This is a genomic window from Herbivorax alkaliphila, assembly GCF_030848475.1.
Lineage (GTDB): Bacteria > Bacillota > Clostridia > Acetivibrionales > Acetivibrionaceae > Herbivorax.
Map to the genome: position 1 here is coordinate 12,257 of NZ_JAVDDS010000042.1, position 21,481 is coordinate 33,737.

A 21,481-nucleotide genomic window follows, 5' to 3' on the forward strand; every position below is an offset into this window, starting at 1 on the left:
TTCACTAACCACCTTTCCCTTTTAGCATTATACTATTGTTCTCTATTAATAATGCCCTCTTCTATTAATCTTTCATACAAAATATCACCCGGACATACTGTATAATGTTCTGGAAGGGCAAAATCTCTATGAGCTCCTATGCTATTAATATCATATTCATGGTCTAAAACTGAGATTAACTGTCTTAAACTATTAATTTGCTCAGGCGTAGGTTGTGATGGAGGTGCGCTTTGGAAAACTCTTCTATACAAATCCCTGTACCAGTTTTCCTCATGAAAATTTCCCATTAGGGAAATACCTATTTTACCCGTATTGTTTTCTCTTATATGTGTACCTACAAAATCTATAGACCTCCCTTCATAGATTGTACCATCACCAGCAATAACAAAATGGTATCCAATATCTCCCCATTCATTATCATCCTGATGCATACTTTGTAAGTCTTTAATATTTTGATTTTGAGATCTAAGTGTATGATGAATTGCAATTGCAAAGTAATAATCGCTTAAGTCACCTTCAATTTTTACTACATCTATTGCCTCAATCACATCTCTAGCACCCCATTGCTCTCTAGTTTTATAATTTAGTTCATCAAAGCTTACAGTATCGCCATCTTGTAATCCTAATATATCTTTTTTTAATTTAAGTAATTCTTCTATTAATTTAAGTAATTCTTCCTGTGAAAGTTCTTCTGATACTGCTCCACCACTAAGACCTCCACTTATTATATAAGCTCCAACACCAGTATCAGAATCTTTTGTTATGTAACCAGTTCCATGCCAATCATTTAATTGAATTTCTTCTGTTGCAACAATAACAGTATTGCCTCTTCTTATTTCGTTGTCTATTTCACCTTTATCTCTGTTGCTTAAATTTAACTTGTCTTTATACTCTTCATAATTCTGACTTGACAATTTATAAATAGGAACTTCCTGCTCTTTTGCAATTTCAAATATCTTTATTGTTGATACAGATTCAATTCCTATTTCTTTTTCCCATATCAGATGCTCTAATGCAGATGAAATTATACCAGAAGCTAACATATATTGTTTTTCCATATTCTTATCTTCAGAGTAGCTCATAACTGTATGCAAATTCCTGTCTACATCGATGTATAATTGACCTCCAGACACTTCTACAGGACTTAAAAACATATATTTTACATTTGCTTGATAGCCTGTTATACATTCGCTTAAATGCCTAATTGAAAATATATTCATCTGCTCTGCAAGAAGTGTACTAATAAAATCAACTTCTAAAAAGTATGATTTAGCTACAAAGCTTAAGAATTCTTTAAGTTTTTCATCTGAATATAAACTTTTATCTTTATATTGTGAATACATAAAATTTAGTAATGTAGACGATAATTCATGTTCAGAAATTATTTGATAATTAAATCCAACATTATAATAAGATCCTGAAACTACTGGATTATATATATACTCTATTGGCCAACCTGTTGATTTTATTGTCATTATAAAGTTTTGTTGATAACCTAAACCTATTTCATTTCCTTTTGCTACACTCTCACCATCTATTTTTAAAACTGGCACCATTTTTACAAGATGTGGAGGTACATCAAATATTCCACCATATTCATTAATTATATTGACATCTTCATTTGTAGCTGGCTCATAAGAAAGAATTATTCTTTTATTAAATAATTCAGCTGACCTGTACTCCACATTAAAATCTCCATCTACTGCAAACATAACCATGTCTGAATAATCTTCTCTTACCTCATTGAATTTAATTGTGTTTCCAATAACTTTAAATGGTAAAGATAGAGGTAATAATCCAAGTTCTTCATTTTCTATGATTTTTTTATCTAAGGGGTTGAGTTTATTTGAATTCTCGCAACTAATTTCATCAGCACTTTGTATGATTTTTTCTAATAAATCAACAAAAATATAGTTATAAGAATAATTTTCAGTAATATCCTCAATATCAAAAAAGTCATCTAGATTAATAAACCCTTCAATTTTATCATACAATTTAAATGTTGGGGCAAGTGGAACCCAAACATTTAAATCCCTCATAGTTCCAATACCTCTATGTTGACCATAAGGCACATATGCTTCAACCCACACATGTTCTAATCTTACTGCATTAATTTCATCGTTAAATATCATTGCCGTTACAGGAGTTCCTGCAGCTGCTAAAAGTTTTACTGCCATTTCTGGACTATCTGTTGCTGTCCATTTCATTGCCCTTTCAACATCAACTTCTATTTCTCCCCTGACATATCTTGCTGGAATATCTTTGTATCTTAACATTGATATGAGTAGTGATGCCTGATCATAATCATTACCACCTCTATGTGCAAGTGTTCCTTTTGCACCTTTTCTTGATCCATAATAGGGCTCATAATCAATGTAATTTCTTACATACTCGTAAATATTTAAAGGACTATCTAGAATATCCGCTAGTCCTTTTATTTTATCAGTCAACTTTGTCTCTGCTGTTTCCTTTAAATCCTCAGGCTGTTGTTCCTTAGGAAGCGATTCTGTTCCTTCAATATTTAATACATTCATAGTTGACACAGAATCATCAGTTTCTAAATATACAACATCAGCTTCACGAGGTTCTTTTTTCTGCTCAATATCATTTCCAATGGGATTAACTGATTGACCTGGAAACAATAAATTATCTGCTTCCTCAATCTTTTCCTTAACAGTTTGAATATCTTCTTCACTTAATATAGTAATATCATTTAAAATCCCATCTAACTCATTAAGCATTTCTTCAAATGTTAGAATATTTTCCTCAAGCTCAGACTTAAATTGTCTATTCCTTTCTAATGCCGTTTTATTATCAAGGCTTTTAAGTATCTCTTCATGCTGTTCAAATTCTTCAAATATTGAATTATCAATATTATCCATAGCCGCGCACATATCTTTTACATTTTGTCTAAGTTGTTGTAAATCCTTCTGTTCACTAGCCTCTTTAAGATCTTTAAAAGACTCACTTAAAACTACAGAAAGATTTCCAAGCTCTGTAGATGCCTTTATTTCTGATGGCTGCACATTTTGCCTGGAATCAATAATGTCCTGTACTACCTTATTACTTGCAAAAACTTGTTGAGAAAGAATTGCAAAAGTTATTACAAACAGCATTATTACCGATAGAACTCTTTTCTTATTAATTCTACTTTTAAACATAGCTTAGTCCCCCCTGACTTTTAATCTTCATTTTTTATTATTTCATTTCCACTTTCATCTATTTTAAGCTCATGATCCAAAGAAGCCTCCACAATGTGACCAAAAGCCCAATGGCTTTTATCTACATCAGTAAATAAACTCTTGTCAGCTTTTAAAGGTCCTCTGTAAAGTATATTATTTATTACTGTTACTGCCTCTGCACGAGTTATTCTATTGTTTGGCCTGAAGGTTCCATCTTCATAACCTTTAATAAAATTGTATCTGCTCATTTCTTCTATGAGATTAACCGCCCAATGTCCGTCAATATCTGAGTAGTTTATTTCAAAAGGTCGTCTGTTATCAAGTTCTAAATATTTTGCAGCAACTACAGCAAGCTCAGCTCTTGTTATGGTATTGTCAGGACGAATAGTATTATCTTCATATCCGGTAAACAAACCTGCTTCTGATACTGCCATAATAGCTCCTGCTGCCCAATGATCCGACTTTAAATCATTATATGTAATATCATGTTCTGATGAGACTTCCAGCTCCATCAGTCTTGCAAACATAGATGCAATTTCTGCTCTGGTTATTTGATTGTTAGGCCTAAATGTTCCATCAGGATAACCACTTATGTACGCTTTATGTATTAATTCCCCATTTCCACCTGAACGCAGCATTACAGTTATAACAGATTCTTTATACTCTTCGTTAACAAACTCTTTTTCACTCACTATCTTCGCTGTACTTGAAATCAAAGTTTCAGGTTGTAAAAAGTCATCAACCAAAACTGTATAAACCTTTTGTCCCTCAGCATTTTTCGGTAAATCATCTATTGTCCACACAATTTCATTATCTACAACTTCTCCCCCACCAATATCATTGACTGATGTATACTCAGGAATACTAGCTGTAACTTCAAGTTCACCTGTATTTGAATCAAGTAAATTCTTATATTTAATTGTGTAAGTAATTATCTCATCTTTTATATAAATAGATTTATCCGCACTTATTGATACTACAATGTCTATAAATTCTTCTTCCGATTGTTCTTTTGGTACTTTGCCTGGCTTTTCTTCTTGAGGAACCTCTACTGAACTTTCCTCATCTGTGCTTCCTTGATTTGGTGGTGAGCTTGGTGGTGAGCTTGGTGGTGAACTTGGTGGTCTAGTTGGTCTTTTAGTCTCTTCCTTCTCATCTACTACTTTAAAATTACTATTTCCTATAGATATTATTGTACCGTCATCAAGTTCTATGTTACATATAACAATGTAACTGCCAGAATCCAGTGTACTATGTTCCCATTTTATCTCTTTTTCAATTGAACTGCCAATCTCTAAATTAATACTGTCAGTAATTGTATCAATAACATTCTTAGTTACAGAATCTATAATTTCTATTTCTTTTTTTGCATCATCTACTGGTTTTATTCCTGAATTAGTTATACTGCATTTGATAATAACACTATCACCAGGCTTTATTTCTTTTGTCAATACTTCTAATAATCCCTCAATCTCATAGTCTATAATTTCTCTTTCTAATACTTCAAATTGAACAGTATCTCTGCTTAGTTCATTATCACCACTAAATATCATGGATGTGACATTATATATTCCAGAATTATTATCTCCTGTATTCCATGTGCTTTTTATAATTTCTGAGTCTTTTTGAATTATTTGATTTATTGTATTTTCACTGCTCCATACAACATCATTTTGATTATTAGTAATATTAGTTTTTACTGTAATGTCCTCTGCAACTGCATAAGCACTTGGATTATTTACTGATTTAATAATTGTCACGCTCTCATCAGGTGAATATTTTGCTTTATCAGTAATAACCGTATTTGTAGGATCTTTTATTTCTACAATCTCAAAAAAGGTATCATTTGAAGATACTATGTTATCATTATCACTGAACTCAACCTTTACTATATATTTTCCAGCAGGGAATTCAGTACTATTTAATGTATCACTATGAATCAAAGTGTCTCCATCCTGCCATTCAAAGTGTTCATTTTCTAAAACTGCTTTAACTATATCTCCATGTTCATCAATAACTTTAATTTTAACTTTCACGCCAACAGCAGACTGACCTAAATTCTTTGATTCAACAGTAATTTTAATGCTTTCATTATCTTTATACCATTCCCTGTCAGTTTCAATTGTTGTTTCAATCTTATATTCTGGTTTTTGCTCTGGAATAGTTCCCTCGTCTAAGACCTTTAGTGCTAAAATTGTTGTGTATGGATCATCAAACCAACTCCCATTGCTTTTTTGAAGAGCTCTTATAATTCCGTCCACATTTAAAATATACTCATTACCCACAATATTTTGAATTGCCTTGTATGCAATTAATGTTACTGGAAGACTTTCTTCATCAATTCCCCACGTTTCATCACTGTTTTGTTGTGATAATATATATTCTAATCCTTTATTTATTGAATTTTCAACAACATCTGAAGTAAGAATTGTTTTAAAAACAAAATCATCTAAAAATAATACTATTTTAGAAGTTAGCGCTACAGATGGTTCTTCCCCTGGAATGATTGACCAACTTCCGTTTGTATTTTGATAGCTTATAATATACCACAAAGCATCTACAATCAATTGAGTATCAGATATGCCCTCTTGAAGTAATGAATTTACAACAATAACTGTATCATATATATTGCTTTGATATCCTTTAGATATACCCCATCCTCCATCATCATTCTGATTTGACTTAAGATACATCATTATTTCATTGTACTTATCATCTGTTGTAATAAACGGAAGAACCCTTGATGCAAAATCATTGTTTAATATTTCAACATCATTTAACCATTTTTCTGATTTATTAAAACTCTCTTCTCTAATATTCCTTTGATTAAAGTAGCCTGCAATTTTAGAGGTTACAGCTACTCCTGCAAAAGAGTTCTCCCCCCAAAAACCATGGGTGTTCTGATTGTCAACTAACCACTCTATAGCTTCATTATAGTTGTAATTTAAAGAAGTCTCTTGTGCTTCTACGGTTATTTTAAGAGTCATTAAACTAATCATACAAAATAATATGCAAAGAGCTATTCGTCCCCTAATCTTTATATCCATCTTCATCTACTGCTCCTTTCAATCTTTATCTTATTCCAAGACTCCACCTTCTATAAGGTGGCGTTCCTTTTATAAATCTTCAGGTGGAGTTGAGTCTCCATCTGAATACTCGATGTTTAGCTTTATCTAAACCAAATCACTTAATTATTAAAAATATACATAATGTAGCAGACCCCATTAATTATAGAATCCGCTACATTATACATCTTTAGTAGCTTTTTACATGCTAATTTACTATCACTTCATTACCATCTTCATTCATCGTAATTTCATAATCCCTTGACGCTGCCTCTATATGTCCAAAATACCAACTTGTTAATCCAACATCTTTAAATGTTGCTGAATCAAGTTTTAAAGGTTCTCTATAAAGCATTTTATTTATCATTATAACTGCTTCAGAGCGCTTAATACTTAGATCAGGTCTGAATGTTCCATCTTCATACCCTTCAATAATCTTGAACCTTCGTATTTCTTCTATATAGTTATGTGCCCAGTGACCATTAGTATCATTATAGGTTTTTTCAAAAGGCCTTACATCTTCTAATTCCAGATATTTTGCAATAATTGCTGCTAACTCTGCTCTTGTAATACTAGCTTCAGGCTTAAATGTTTTATCTTCATATCCTGTAAAGACCTCTGCATCTGTCATAGCATTTATGTACTTTTTAGCCCAATGAGTTTCATCAACATCCGAATACACATCATTTTCACTTGTTGTCAAATCAACATCCATAATTCTAGCAAATATAGCAGCTGCCTCTGCTCTTGTCAAATTATTTTCTGGTTTAAACAATTTTCCTGGGAAGCCTTTAATGTATGCATTATAAACGATATTGCCATATCTAGTAGAACGAATCATAACCTCTATTGTGGATTTTGCATTTTCTTTATTTATCAATTCCTCTATTTCCGTTATAATAGCAGTATTTGATACCAAAACTTCAGATTCTGGAATATCTCCTGTTAATACTGTATAGACCTTCTGTCCCGATTCTTTTCCTTCCAGCTCAGATATTTTCCAACTAATTACATCCCCTTCAAGTTCACCATCCCCAGTATGTAATAAAATTGTATGCTTAGGTATTTGAGCTGTTATTTCAAAGTCTTCTGTTTTAGTTTCAATCATATTTTTATACTTTACAGTATATTTGATTTCTTCATGTTCATTATAAACCCTTTTGTCGGCAGTTATTGATATTGCAATATCTACTGGCACTGTAGCTGGAATTTCTTCCTCTGGAATAGTAACCGTCTCTGTTACTAAAGAACTATCATCAACTTTAATTCTTCTTGGTCGTCTTGAAGATGTAACTGATTTTACTTCCTCAAATACATCTATTTCAAAATTATAAGTGCCATATCTTACTCCACTACCGTCTATTGCATCTAGATTAAATGAATAAACTCCTGCTTCTGTTCCTTCAGGAACTTTTATTTTTATATCAAATAGAACCTCTTTATTTCTCTCACCTGAATAAGACTCTGGATTCATCTCAACTATCCAAGTTTCAAATTTTGTAGATGGAATCAGTTGTAAATCTTCGATGTCAGGAACCATTAAACTGTCTGTAACTGCATTGACAATATCTTCTGCCAAATCAGCAGAATTTGTGTTGTACATTCTTCCACCTGTCAAACCCGCCCAATAACTCCAATACTCCTCATAAGCACCATTAGTCTGACATGCAATAAGTTCAATGTTATTAGCAGCCATTTCACCTAAAACTGTCAGCAAGTCAAGGTCATCCTCTGTACCTATAACACCATCTCTGCCTGGATCTATTCCTGTGTTACGAACTCCTGAAAGTCCTGGAATTCCTTTATTAACATTCTCATCATGTGGTAAGTCATCTCCAAAATTTACTAGTATTTTTTTTGCTCCATCTCTCCATCCAATATTTTCATCAGCATAGCTCTCATAAAATACTCTTGTATACGATTCTGGAGCATCTCCACCACTTCCTAATGTTAACGAATTTATTGTATCTGACACAGAATCAATATTATCTGTAATTGGTAAATCAAGTTTATATGGATAATCCCCAGATCTTGTTGTATATATCGGATAGTAATCCATGTATGAAATAACTCCAAAATTTATTTCTAACCCTAAATTATTCAGCTCTGTTATAATATCTTTAGTTCTTGTTTTTGCCGTATTTAGTATTCCCCCCATACTTCCTGTCAAATCAAAAGAAAACATAATATCTGCCATAGGAGGAGCTTCTGGTACACTTAACTTAACTGTTTCATCTTTCGATTCACCTTGCTTAATTCTATATTTATAAGATTGATAAAATTCTACTGGTAAAACTTCGAAAGTATTATGACCTTCTGCTATTTTTTCTGAGCCATCGTATACTTCAGATTTTATAGTATACTCTCTTTCATCAGATACAACTGGAGAAAATGAAATAGTTCCTACAGTTGTTGTTAAGTTTTTATACTCAGATTCAATGGTTTCATTGAAAGATTCTACAACTTCATCTAGATAATAAACTTTTGTTAAAACATCAAGGCTTTTATCTATATTAGATTGATTTTTAAAAGTTGTTTTGATATCAACTTTTACACTTTCTCCCATGCGCGTATTGTTTTGACTTAATGAAACAATCACATCTTCCACTGAAACTTTAGGTGCAATAGTAAACTTTTTTTCAAATCTTTCTAACAAGTCATCTGATTCATCATCTTTTATTACTGCTCTAACTGAGTATTCTCCTGGAGGATTGTTTTCAGTATTCCATAAAAACTCATCATTTTCAGGAATTAATATAGATGTTTCATCAGGCATATTTATAAATATAAGTACTTGTGAATCAAAATCAGACTCAGATAAATCAATTTGAATCTCAAATTCTTCGTAAGAATTATAATTATATTTTTCAGTACCACTGTCAGTACAAACAATCTTTATGTCATTTATCAAGTTAGGTAAATTTTCTTCTACTTCTTCTTGTTCTTCTACTTCTTCTTGATTTTCCTCAACTAGCACATCTGTTGTTGAGGCAGGAATTAACAAAAAATTTGTTAAAAACATACTCAACACAATAATAAATAGAATTATTCTTTTTGTTTTTATAACACGTTTAGAATTTTTAACCATTTCAAACTCCCCTTTATATTGTTATTTTTTTAATTCAATTCTCTAATACTTAAAAATTTTCTTTTTTTGTCACCCCTCCCCTTATATTCAGTTGTACACTCCCCACAATAATTAAAGCATCATTTAAAATAGTATTATTTTTCTTTCTCTTAATAGTATTTGATTTTCTCAAATATTGCTGCTCATATACACATTTTTCTTCTGCAACTTCTTGAAATATATAACTAATTTGAGGTTTTAGTATATTAAATAAAAAAATGTAAAGTTATTTGAAAATTTTTAATTTTATAAAATATTAATTCATTATATGATTAATTATGTTAATTTTATAATAATTCAATATATGTTTCAAGTACATTTGTTTGAAAATTTTACAAAGTCCATTTAAATAACTATTTAATTATTGAACTTTTAAATACATACAAGACCTCTTTATTGTGTATTTTAAATTCAAAAAACCTGCCGTCCTCTGTTTTCTCTTCATCTTGTATCCTCTTCACTTTTTTCAAAAAAGTATCTTAACATACTCATATTAAGGGTTTTTCCAAACCTTCTTGGACGAGATAATAATATTATTTTGCTGCCTGAATTTAAAAGTTCTTTTATTAAACCTGTTTTATCTACATAGTAATAATCTTCATCTTAAAAACTCAAAATATTAAAATAACACATAATTTATCCTTGTCAATTTATGTGAATATGCTATAATTATATTACTTTTATATACGTGGAATATTTAAAACAAATAGTGCAAAAGGATTATTATAAAATATGTAAAATTTCATTTAAGTAATGTTCCTAAAGTTAATCTAAATATCGAGGCTTTATGTGGAATATTAAAACAAACCAATATAAAGGAATAGATAAATGAACAAAAATCAAGGATTAAAAACACTAGAAGGCGTTTATGTTCCAACACTTCTCACTGTGTTGGGAGTTGTAATGTATCTAAGGCTAGGTTGGGTGGTTGGAAATTCTGGTCTTATTGGTGCATTAGCTATAATATTTATAGCCCATGTTATAACCATTTCTACAGCTCTTTCTATGTCATCTATTTTGACAAATATAAAGGTTGGTTCAGGTGGCGCATACTCTATAGTATCTCAGTCATTGGGATTAGAAATGGGGGGTGCAATAGGAATACCACTGTATTTTTGTCAGGCAATCTCAGTGGCTTTTTACATAACTGGTTTTACTGAGTTGTGGCAAACATTTTTTCCCCATCATCCTGTGCTAATAGTTGCATTTATTACTTGGTTTATCCTTGCAAGTTTATCTATTTTAAGCGCAAAATTGGCTTTTAAAGTTCAATATATAATTCTAGCTGCTGTAATAGCTTCTATCGTTTCATTTGTTTTTGGTTCTCCTGTAGGTGAATCAAATATACAATTAATAGGTTCATTTGAATCTGCAAGCTTTTGGCAGACATTTGCAATATTTTTCCCTGCTGTAACAGGTATTTTGACAGGCGCTACCATGTCAGGGGAACTTGAGAATCCAAGAAAAAGCATTATTAAAGGTACCATTGCTGCTGTTTGCACTGGTTTTATAGCCTATAGTGCTTTTGCCTTTTTATTTTCTCAAAAAGTTCCCACACAAACGCTATTGGAAAACAGTTTAGTTATACTTGATATTAGCTTTGCAAAGATTTTTGTTATAGCTGGTATTATGGGAGCTGTTTTATCTTCAGCCCTTTCAACCCTTGTAAGTGCACCAAGAACACTATCTGCTTTAGCTGAAAATAGATCGGTGCCTATATATACCTTTTTATCAAAAAAGACAACAAAAGGAGAGCCTAGAAATGCTATTATTCTTTCCTCCTTACTGTCTGCTAGTGTTCTTTTGTTAGGCAATTTAGATAGCCTTGCAAATATTCTCACTCTGTTTTTTCTAACTACATATGCTATGATAAATTTAGTTATACTGTTAGAAAAAATAACTGGCGTTGTTAGCTTTAGGCCTAGTTTATCAATTTCCACCATAGTGCCTATCGTAGGTCTTTTAGGATGTCTTTTTAGTATGATTCTAATTAATAAATATTTTGTCATAGTTACTTTTGCAGTTATTTTCGCTATATATTTCACCTTACAAAAAAAGAATATTTACTCACCCTGGGGTGATATAAGAGGTGGCATTTTTTATTCTATCGCCGAATGGGCAGGTCAAAAAGCCATGGCAATGCCTTACCATCCTAAACTTTGGAAACCATCTATTGTTATTCCTGTAGAAAAACCAGAAGACTTTAAAAGAGTAACTTTTTTTGTCAAAAGTTTTATATCTCCTTCAGGTAGAGCTTATTATTTAACAATAAACCAAAATACAGACAACACAGAAGTTATTAAAGAAGTTCTCTCACCACTAAAAGAACAAAAGCTTTTTGCTCAAGAGGTAATTGTAAATGGTAGCGATTTTGATTCAGCTCTATCCACTGTTTTACAAAGTCTCTCTAGTACTTTTTTACCACCAAACAGCATCTTTTTTACAATAAGTAACGACAGCGAAAAGCAGAAAAAATTTCAAAAGATATTACAAAACATGGCTTTTTCAAAAATGGGGTTAATGTGTCTTCATATTCATCCTAAATATGTTTTTGGGCAAAATAGAAATATACATCTGTGGCTAAGAGATAAAAGTCCTAACAACAACTTAGCTGTACTAAGTGCTCTTCAAATAAGTAAAAACTGGAATGCAAATGTTACTCTCTGCCGAGTTGTAAGTAACAAAAGTAGTGTCAAAAAAGCAGAAAAAGAACTTCATAATTTTATTGAAGATGCAAGACTTCCTGTAAGCACTAAAATATTGGTTGTACATGGAAAATTTGAAGAAACTCTATCTAGTATTTCTACAGATTTAAATATATTGGGTATGTCCTCTTTTGATGATGAAATGAAATTTAAACATATGATTAAAATAATAAACTTAGTTGAAAACAGTGTTTTATTTGTTGCCGATTCAGGTTTAGAAAATGCCTTAGCATAATGAATACCCCGCCGCAAGCAGCGGGGTATCAAAATTCTTCTACGCCCTAAGGGGCAGGGAATTCCCCATCCCATAAAGATTAAAATAATTCCTACAACTATCTGTATTTTTTAGAGTCTCACCTGAAGCCTCGATGTTCAGCTTTAACTAAGCGAGTTCACTCTTTTAAATTAATGGTTATATCAAATTCTCCAATTGGAGTTACTAACGGTAATAGCAAGGCCTTTTCTTTCTCGGAAAGTGAAGGCTTGTACTCACCTATAAAAATTTGAGGAGGGGCAATATCACAGGTATAATTATTTTCTGCTAAAAGTGTGAATGCATTTCCTCCGATAATATTTGCTATTTCACCTAAAGCTGAAGATGCAAAATTATCAATTTTATCCATTTCCATACCAGACATGATTTTTACCAATTCTAAAGTCATGTTTTTTGGGAAGCTAAAAAGAATTGTTCCCTTTAAATCTCCCACCACCCCTAGTTTAACATTTGCATCCTTATCGCTTGTCAACTCCTCTACTACTTTCAATTCGCCTCTTTTGGGTTCTATATCAACCAATAATTGAAAAATGTCTTTTACTGCTTTATAAAAGGGGTTTACATATTCTACTTTCATTAAACTTGCCCTCCCTTGCTTTTCACATATTCTCCAATCTTCTGATCCATCTTTCCAACATGCATAATAAGCCAAGCCATAAGTTTTCCACCGAATTCTTGTATCTTTTCTTCTGTAAAACCCTCTTCTTCAAAAATCTTAACATAGTTATTTATGCCTTCTTTAAACTTTGCATGTGCTTCTTTATGGATTTCAAGTTCAGGGTAATTAATTTGTTCTTGATAGGCTTCTTCTTCATTAAAATGAACAATTACATAGTCTTTCATAAATAACATTGTTTCTTTTACTTTATCAAGCTTAGCGTCCCAAGCTTCTTCACTTCTAATAGTGCTAGTAAAATCTGATACACGTCTAAAAAGTTCTTCATGCTGTTGATCAATTAAATCTACATCAACTTTATACTTGTCCTTCCACATCATTTTAATCCCTCGTTTCCCGTATAATTTATTTTACTTTCACTTGCTATCTTAACACTTGCCTAGCTTTTGAAAGTCACTGGTATTTCTTTCTAGACTTTAAATTTTATTAAAATTATATAATACGATGTTCCCTATCATTTTAATTTTCGGTAATTATGCTAACTTTCTTTATAGAAAAAAGAACCTCTCTAGTATTTACTTTTTCCATCGAGGCTCTTCCATGTCACCTGCTGCTACCCAGCCTTTTTCTCTTACCCAAAATGGATGGGTTGGTGTTATCTCTGTTTTTTGGCTATTACCTTAATTCCCATTCCAACTATAGTACCAACACCAATACCTATAGCAGCTTCAATCCAAACATCTTTAGAACATAATGCCGACAAATAATCTAATACCGACATCTGATTTACTATTGCAAGATATATTCCAGTGAAAACAGGTATTGCAATAGAAGCTATTGTGTCACCAATTGTTATCCCCACCATTACTCCTAAAATTGAAAAGTTTCCTGATGGGTCAATTTTATTTACAGGGTCACAATCTGCATACAGGTATTTATGCAGTGCAATTGGATCTGTTATAATTCCTCCCCATGAATCCAAAGACTGTAAGCAGATTGTTAATTTACACATCTTACTTACAGTCTCACCTTACCTTCAACTTTAAATAATATTTCCGTCTTTATCATATCTTATTTCTTCACATTCAACCAAATCACCCTTCTCATCATATTGCTCAGATTTTATTAAACGTCCAAGATTATCATAATTTCATTTATATCTTAATTGGGTAGTCTCCGATATACCTCCACAATTTATATATTATAAATTCTCCTTGTTCAAGCATATTTTCAGGTAACTCTTTTTTCAATTTCTCCCTTAACTCAATATATTCCAAAAGTTTATCTTGATCTTCAAATAAACCATTAGAATTCAATAAAAACTGAGAGGTTTGAGATAACCTTTTCACATCATTATAAACACCTGAATAATAATCAACTCCTGGATATCCATAATCATGCCCCAAAAACTCAAAAATTTCACTATACTTGTGTGGATTTATTTCACATTTTGGAAACAATCTCTGAGTTTCGCAAAATAACACCTCAACCTTATACTCTTCAATCTTACAAGCATTAATATATGTATTCAAAAAATCAATATCATTACATACATCTACAAATTTTTCATTATTATCTGCTTTATAAATATTCTCATCTAAATATTTATCAAAGTACTCAATTTCTTTCTTGCTTATATTTTTAGCATACTTATCAATAGGCCAAATATCACCTTCAATACCAAAATAATTTTTATAATAACCTGCATATTGACTATCTATCCGTTTTATTATGAAACCATTTGCAAAATATCTTATTTCTTCTTGATTAATCATAAGAACACCCTCTTATTTTTAACACTTTTACCTCAAATAGATGAATTGGTGTTATTTCTTTGTAGCCATCTTCAGTCTTAGACAAAATGTTATACATGCTGTTCTAGTTACAAATTTAGTACTTAAATATAACTTTACAAATAAACCCCTTCATTTCTTGGTTTGCAGATACTAATAAGTATTCAATATTTTCTCGTGTTATATTTTTAGTATAAAAAGTAATTGCTGAATATTCAATAAAATGAAGCAACGAAGTAAAAAGCCTTTTCGCTACTCTTTCATTACTTTCTTTTAAATTTATAATTATTTCATATGATAAATCTTCTACTATATTTATTTTATAGTTTTTTATTTCTTTACAACCTCTGCAAAATTCTTCAATTTCAATCGTTAGTCCTAATTCTTTGATAATGCTTATCTTATCTTTTAAGCAATTAATTATTAGCTCCAAAATTATCATCTCACCTTTTTGGTATATAATAACCTCCATTTAACCATTCTGGATAAGAATAAACAGTAACTATTTTATCTACCCACTCATTGGTTATTACTGTATTACCTCGGTTATCCTGATATCTCCATGTTACCGAACCATATCCAACTGATTTCTTTTACTCTGTTTCTTTTATTATTGTCTATAATACTATCAATTACATCTGGAACAAAACCTCTTTCATTTGCACGTTCTGCACCATGATTAGTAAACTCTCTATTTCTAGGTGTTTTATCTCCAGCTTTACAGCTATTATGTACAAATACATCTTGCTCTGACACAAAATAGGTGTGCCAGTCTTCAACTTCAAAGTTGTATACCTTTATTGGTGAATCTAGATGTTCAAACTTTAACTCCTTTATTTCTCTCGCATCACTTGAGTATAAGTATACCTTATCTCCTACTTCCATGTCACCTGCTGCTACCCAGCCTTTTCCTATTACCCAAAATGGATGAGTTGGTGTTGTCTCTATTTCTTCATCTTCTACAAACACCCTTACTATAACGCTAGTTTCATTTACAAATACATTTGTTACTTTCTTAAGTCCCTTCTCTCCTGTTAGTGGATCCTCCGAGTAGACTAAATCCCCTACTTCTATATCCTTAATTTCCTTATAGCCATCCTCCGTCTTAATCAGGGTATCTTCAGTAAAACATATTTTCCCTATTAATGTAGTCAATATCACTGTTGCTGTAAGTACAGCTAAGTATCTGGCTACCTGCTCTCTGGACACCCCTCCATTTATCATATCAACACTTAAATTAATTGACTGATAGAGACTCCACAGGGACATGATTGTTCCTAAAAACAGCACCATATTACATGACAGCTTTTTGGCTATTGCCTTAATTCCCATTCCAACTATAGTACCAACACCAATACCTATAGCAGCTTCAATCCAAACATCTTTAGAACATAATGCCGACAAATAATCTAATACCGACACCTGATTTACTATTGCAAGATATATTCCAGTGAAAACAGGTATTGCAATTGAGGCTATGGTGGCACCAATTGTTATACCCATCATTACACCTGCAATTGAAAAGTATCCTGATGGGTCAATTTTGTTTACAGGGTCAGAATCTGCATATAGATACTTGTGCAGTGTAATTGGATCAGTTATAATTCCTCCCCATGAATCCATTGTAAGGAATCTTCCTAATGACGGATTCATATATCTTGCTCTTAAATAGTAGAATGTTACATTTGCATCATACTGCTCACCTGTAAAGAGATAGTCATTCTCTGTTGTTCCTGTTCTGGCTATCAACATTCCAAAGGAATCATAAGTATATTCAACAACAGACACATCTTTAGAATCTGTAGTTATAATTTTTATCAGTCTTCTGTTGTAATCATATGTATATTACTAATTTTCAAGTACACTCACATTCAGCAAGTTCGTATATAACTGAGTCTAACATATGTGAAGTTATTATTTGGCGTTCAATGTCTTGTAGCATAATTTTACTTGTGCATTTTTTAACTTTAAAATCGCAATCATACCCCTCTGTAATAATAACTCTTAATCCTTTAGGACTGAGTGTTTTTTCGAAAAACCTAAACGTATCGTAAAAAGAACTAAGATTTAATTTGCACAAATCCTCGAATGCTGACCGACTATCTCTTTTTGGAAAAAGCTGATTTTCATCATATTTATTGTAGGGGAATAGTAAATCTTCACTATTTGTCGGTTGTAAACAAGACGTAATACAAAATTTTATATCGTTTTTAGGTTTTTTATTTTCTTCAAACATAGTATGTATATCATTATAAAAATTTATTTCTTTATTAAACCAATAATAAATGCCTTTTTTTTCAGAATAAAGTTTAACACTCTTAATTTGTTCTGGCGTAAATTTGTTTGAAAAAAAATCTCCAAATAAAATATGACTCATTATTTAACCTCTTTCTTTATTTTGTATTCATCTATTTATAAATTAAATAGATTTTGTTGTTTGATTTATAGGAATTACAATGATTTTTAAAATAAAAACACATTACCTTCCTTCTATATTTGTGTATAATTGAGTTTAAACAAAAAATTAGTAGAAAAAATTTATTGTTTAAACTCAATTGTACTATTTTTATTTATTCAAATCTAACAGCCGCTAGGTTTTATTATAAAAATATTTCATCCTTAACAAATTACCTCGTGTAAAGTTTGTACCCACTGATTTAGGAACAAACTTTACGGTTCTAAATTTTTTGGTATATTTTTATTTTTCAAAGAAAATTTTTATTCTGTCTAATTCTCAAATACGTTTTTTATAAGCAATTTTACACTATCAATATTTTGTTCGAGTGTTGTTATATCCTGGTAATAGCGGCCCATCTGAACTACCAACAGGCAAACCATCACTGTTATAAAAATAATTATGTTCATGTGGTTGGTAATATTGTTGTGTAATTTTATTAAAATGTGCATGATCAAAATCTTGTCTGTTAAATTGATTTCCAGTAGCATCATAAAAAGCTCTGCTTTTAACTGTTCCATCTGGATTTAATTGTTCATATATTGAATTTGGAGTAGAATTCTTTGGAGGTCTTGAATTTCCAGCTTCAAGTGAATTGTTCCCACCCGCTCCCTTACCTCCACAGCTATTATGTACAAATACATCTTGCTCTGATACAAAATATGTGTGCCAGTCTTCAACTTCGAAGTTGTATACCTTTATTGGTGAATCTAAATGTTCAAACTTTAACTCCTTGATTTCTCTTCCTTCACCTGAATATAAGTATACCTTATCTCCTACTCCCATGTCACCTGCTGCTACCCAGCCTTTTCCTATTACCCAAAATGGATGGGTTGGTGTTGTCTCTATTTCTTCATCTTCTACAAACACCCTTACTATGACGCTAGTTTCATTTTCAAATACATTTGTTACTTTCTTAAGTCCCTTCTCTCCTGTTAGTGGATCCTCCGAGTAAACTAAATCCCCTACCTCTATATCCTTAATTTCCTTATAGCCATCTTCTGTCTTAATCAGGGTATCTTCAGTAAAACATATCTTCCCTATTATTGTTGTCAGTATTACTGTTGCTGTAAGTACTGCTAGGTATCTGGCTACCTGCTCTCTGGACACCCCTCCATTTATCATATCAACACTTAAATTAATTGACTGATAGAGACTCCACAGGGACATGATTGTTCCTAAAAACAGCACCATATTACATGACAGCTTTTTGGCTATTGCCTTAATTCCCATTCCAACTATAGTACCAACACCAATACCTATAGCAGCTTCAATCCAAACATCTTTAGAACATAATGCCGACAAATAATCTAATACCGACACCTGATTTACTATTGCAAGATATATTCCTGTGAAAACAGGTATTGCAATTGAGGCTATGGTGGCACCAATTGTTACACCCATCATTACACCTGCAATTGAAAAGTATCCTGATGGGTCAATTTTGTTTACAGGGTCAGAATCTGCATATAGATACTTGTGCAGTGTAATTGGATCAGTTATAATTCCTCCCCATGAATCCATTGTAAGGAATCTTCCCAATGACGGATTCATATATCTTGCCCTTAAATAGTAGAAAGTTACATTTGCATCATACTGCTCACCTGTGAAGAGATAATCGTTCTCTGTTGTCCCTGTCCTAGCTATCAACATTCCAAAGGAATCATAAGTATATGTGTCTGTTATGTTTCCTTCCATATCAGTTAATGCTCTGGTACTTCCTATTCCATCATAGTGATAATAGCTAAAGTCTTCTCCTCTCCTTTGACTTATTAGATCGTCACCATAAACATAACTTACTATTAAATTTCCCTCATCATCTCTTTCTTCTAATACCTGAGCATATTCGGTATTTATGTCAGCTAAATAGTTAATTATCGTTGCACCGTCAACTACTTTTTGAAGTCTTATACCATCTACATCATAAGTGTATTCAACAACAGACGCCTCTTTAGAGCCTGTAGTTACAACTTTTGTCAGTCTTCTATTGTAATCATATGTATATGTTACTTCTTCGCCTGTCTCTGTCTTTTTAGTCAGTGTGCTGCCATTTTTATCATATGTATATGTGTTTTTCCCTTCAGTAATAACTCTGTTGTTTTCATCATATGTGTATTTTGTTATTTCACCATTTATAGATTTTGAAAGCCTGTTTCCAACGGCATCATATGTATACTCTATTACTGTCTTGTTTCCAGCAGCACTTTCAATTTCCTTTTCAATTAATTTGTATGTATCATCGTATGTGTATTTTATTGTTCTTCCGCTATTTTCTTCAACTCTAATTCTGTTACCAGCAGATCCAAGAGTATACTCGTATGATGTAATTATTTCCCCTGCTTCATTGCGATTTACTAAAGATACCAATCTGCTTAAATAATCATACTGGTATTCAGTTGTAGTATTATTAGGATAAACAACACTTTTTCTGTTGCCTATGGCATCATATGTATAGGAAGTAGTGTTACCATCTGAATCTGTAACAGACTCCAGCCTATTTAATTCATCATAAGTATAATATGTAGTTCCTGATGGAACAGTAACACTTGTTCGGTTACCTGCTTTATCATATGTATATGATATTTGAGTTCCATCTGGATTTGTCTGTTTTATAAGCCTATCCATAAGGTCATATTCATAATGTATAGTGCCTCTTTCATCAGTAACAGATTCTCTCTGACCCGAAAGAGTGTATGTATAAATTTCATACTTTCCGTCAGGATATGTTTTATTTATAAGATTGCCGGCAGTATCGTATTCAAATTCTATTTTGTCTCCATTAAAATCTGTTTTTGATGTCTTTTTGCCTTCCGCATCATATGTAATTATTTCTTCATAGCCTGATGGAAGTATCTGCTTTGTCATATTTCCAGTTTTGTCATACTCAAACCTTACTTTGTTGCCATTTGCATCTGTCTGAGAAATTCTATTTCCTTGAGCGTCATAATCAAAACTGGTTTCATTTCCTAATGGATCAATAACTTTTATAACTCTTCCTACAGCATCATATTCATAATTTGTAACTATTCCAGCTTGATCACGCTCTGATATTTTTTGCCCTCTATCATTGTATTCTGTCGTTGTATAAGTACCATCTGGGAAAATAGTTTTAACTAAATTATCGTTTCCATCATATTCAAAGCTAATAACATTTTCCTTAGCATCAATCATTTTTATTCTATTGCCATTTTTGTCGTACTCATATTTTGTAGAATTTCCAAGTGCATCAATAACTTCAACAGTATTACCAACTTCATCATACCTATATTTTGTTACATTTCCAAGCTCATTTTTTTCAGATATTATTCTCCCCAATGAATCATATTCATTTTCAATAAATGAACCATCAGGATTTATAGTTTTTGTTAATCTTCCCAGTTTATCATACTCACACTGTGTAGTTCTTTTTAGACGATCTGTTGATGAAATCTCTCTTCCTTCTGCATCATACCTGAACTTCTCAGTAGTATCATCGGGATACCTGATAAGTATGACATTCCCAAATGCATCATACTCATACTCAGTTCTATTGCCTATTTTATCAATAATGGCCGATTGTTGTCCTGCTGAATCGTACTCGATTCTTATACTTTTTCCGTTGCCATCAATCATTTCTACCAATCGATTCATTGAGTCATAAACATATTCTGTAGTGACTTTCGCCCCTGTCTCATCGTCAGTTTCTACTTTTGATATAAGGCAGCCATTATTATTATATTTGTAAAAAGTCTCATTTCCATTAGCATCTGTTTCAGAAGTTTTATTTCCCCTTGAATCATATGTATAACGCTTTGTATTGCCTTCAGCATCTGTTTCAGAAATCAAACTACCCCTTGAATTATACTCATAAGTGGTTTCTTTTCCATTTTCCGCCTCTGAAATTCGATTTCCCATTGAATCATATGTGTAAGTTGTAATATTGCCTTCAGCATCTTCAAAGCTCAAAACCCTTCCTCTACTGTCATATGTATACTCTGTTGTATTTCCTAAAGCATCTGTCTGACTTAGCATATTACCCTGTTCATCATATGTATATTTTGTTTCATTTCCTAAAGCATCTGTTTCTGAAAGTTTATTTCCTTTGTCATCGTAAGAAAAGGAAGTTGTATTTTTAAGAGCATCAACTGTAGTTAATATATTTCCATTATCATCATATTCATGTACTGTTATATTTCCAAGCCTATCTCTTATTATTTCCTGCCTGTTTTCAATATCTCTATCATATTCTATTCTATCCCCATTTATATCCACATGAGCAATTAAC

General features: G+C 31.9%; 12 protein-coding genes and 1 pseudogene. 1 reads left to right on the forward strand and 12 read right to left on the reverse strand.

What is annotated here, in order from left to right:
- Nucleotides 1-32 precede the first annotated feature (32 nt).
- The 4 genes and pseudogenes from RBH29_RS13525 to RBH29_RS13540 all read right to left on the reverse strand — a co-directional run.
- Nucleotides 33-3,161, reverse strand: a complete 3,129-nt coding sequence (locus tag RBH29_RS13525) for an N-acetylmuramoyl-L-alanine amidase (protein ID WP_306697454.1) — start codon at nt 3,159-3,161, stop codon at nt 33-35.
- A gap of 20 nt (nt 3,162-3,181) precedes the next feature.
- Nucleotides 3,182-6,235, reverse strand: a complete 3,054-nt coding sequence (locus RBH29_RS13530) for an S-layer homology domain-containing protein (RefSeq protein WP_306697455.1) — start codon at nt 6,233-6,235, stop codon at nt 3,182-3,184.
- Nucleotides 6,236-6,455: 220 nt separating this feature from the next.
- The gene (locus RBH29_RS13535; RefSeq protein ID WP_306697456.1) at nt 6,456-9,335 is read right to left on the reverse strand and encodes an S-layer homology domain-containing protein; all 2,880 of its coding nucleotides are present in this window, start codon (nt 9,333-9,335) and stop codon (nt 6,456-6,458) included.
- Between the two features lie 489 nt (nt 9,336-9,824).
- A pseudogene (locus RBH29_RS13540) lies at nt 9,825-9,974 on the reverse strand (AAA family ATPase); the annotation flags it as partial.
- A 228-nt stretch (nt 9,975-10,202) separates the two neighbouring features.
- Here RBH29_RS13540 and RBH29_RS13545 point away from each other — a divergent pair.
- Entirely contained in the window at nt 10,203-12,314 is a 2,112-nt protein-coding gene (locus RBH29_RS13545; RefSeq protein WP_306697457.1) for an amino acid permease, read from the forward strand.
- A gap of 157 nt (nt 12,315-12,471) precedes the next feature.
- On the opposite strand, the gene RBH29_RS13550 is transcribed toward RBH29_RS13545, so the two are convergent.
- From RBH29_RS13550 to RBH29_RS13585, 8 genes are all read right to left on the reverse strand, one after another.
- A complete protein-coding gene (locus RBH29_RS13550; RefSeq protein ID WP_306697458.1) occupies nt 12,472-12,930 on the reverse strand; it encodes a chemotaxis protein CheX in 459 nt (152 codons plus the stop codon).
- The gene (locus RBH29_RS13555; protein WP_306697459.1) at nt 12,930-13,349 is read right to left on the reverse strand and encodes a bacteriohemerythrin; all 420 of its coding nucleotides are present in this window, start codon (nt 13,347-13,349) and stop codon (nt 12,930-12,932) included. Before RBH29_RS13555 ends, RBH29_RS13550 begins: the two co-directional genes overlap by 1 nt.
- A gap of 275 nt (nt 13,350-13,624) precedes the next feature.
- Nucleotides 13,625-13,981: an RHS repeat-associated core domain-containing protein gene (locus tag RBH29_RS13560; RefSeq protein ID WP_306697460.1), complete on the reverse strand. Its 357-nt coding sequence runs from the start codon at nt 13,979-13,981 to the stop codon at nt 13,625-13,627.
- A 142-nt stretch (nt 13,982-14,123) separates the two neighbouring features.
- Complete coding sequence (locus RBH29_RS13565; RefSeq protein WP_306697462.1) at nt 14,124-14,744, reverse strand: hypothetical protein; 621 nt, start codon at nt 14,742-14,744, stop codon at nt 14,124-14,126.
- A gap of 115 nt (nt 14,745-14,859) precedes the next feature.
- Entirely contained in the window at nt 14,860-15,234 is a 375-nt protein-coding gene (locus tag RBH29_RS13570; protein ID WP_306697463.1) for a hypothetical protein, read from the reverse strand.
- A gap of 74 nt (nt 15,235-15,308) precedes the next feature.
- Complete coding sequence (locus RBH29_RS13575) at nt 15,309-16,550, reverse strand: polymorphic toxin-type HINT domain-containing protein (protein WP_306697464.1); 1,242 nt, start codon at nt 16,548-16,550, stop codon at nt 15,309-15,311.
- A 67-nt stretch (nt 16,551-16,617) separates the two neighbouring features.
- On the reverse strand, nt 16,618-17,139 hold the full coding sequence (locus RBH29_RS13580; protein WP_306697465.1) for a hypothetical protein: 522 nt from the start codon (nt 17,137-17,139) through the stop codon (nt 16,618-16,620).
- Between the two features lie 390 nt (nt 17,140-17,529).
- Nucleotides 17,530-21,481 (reverse strand): polymorphic toxin-type HINT domain-containing protein (locus tag RBH29_RS13585; RefSeq protein WP_306697466.1); only part of this gene is annotated, 3,952 nt, incomplete at its 5' end.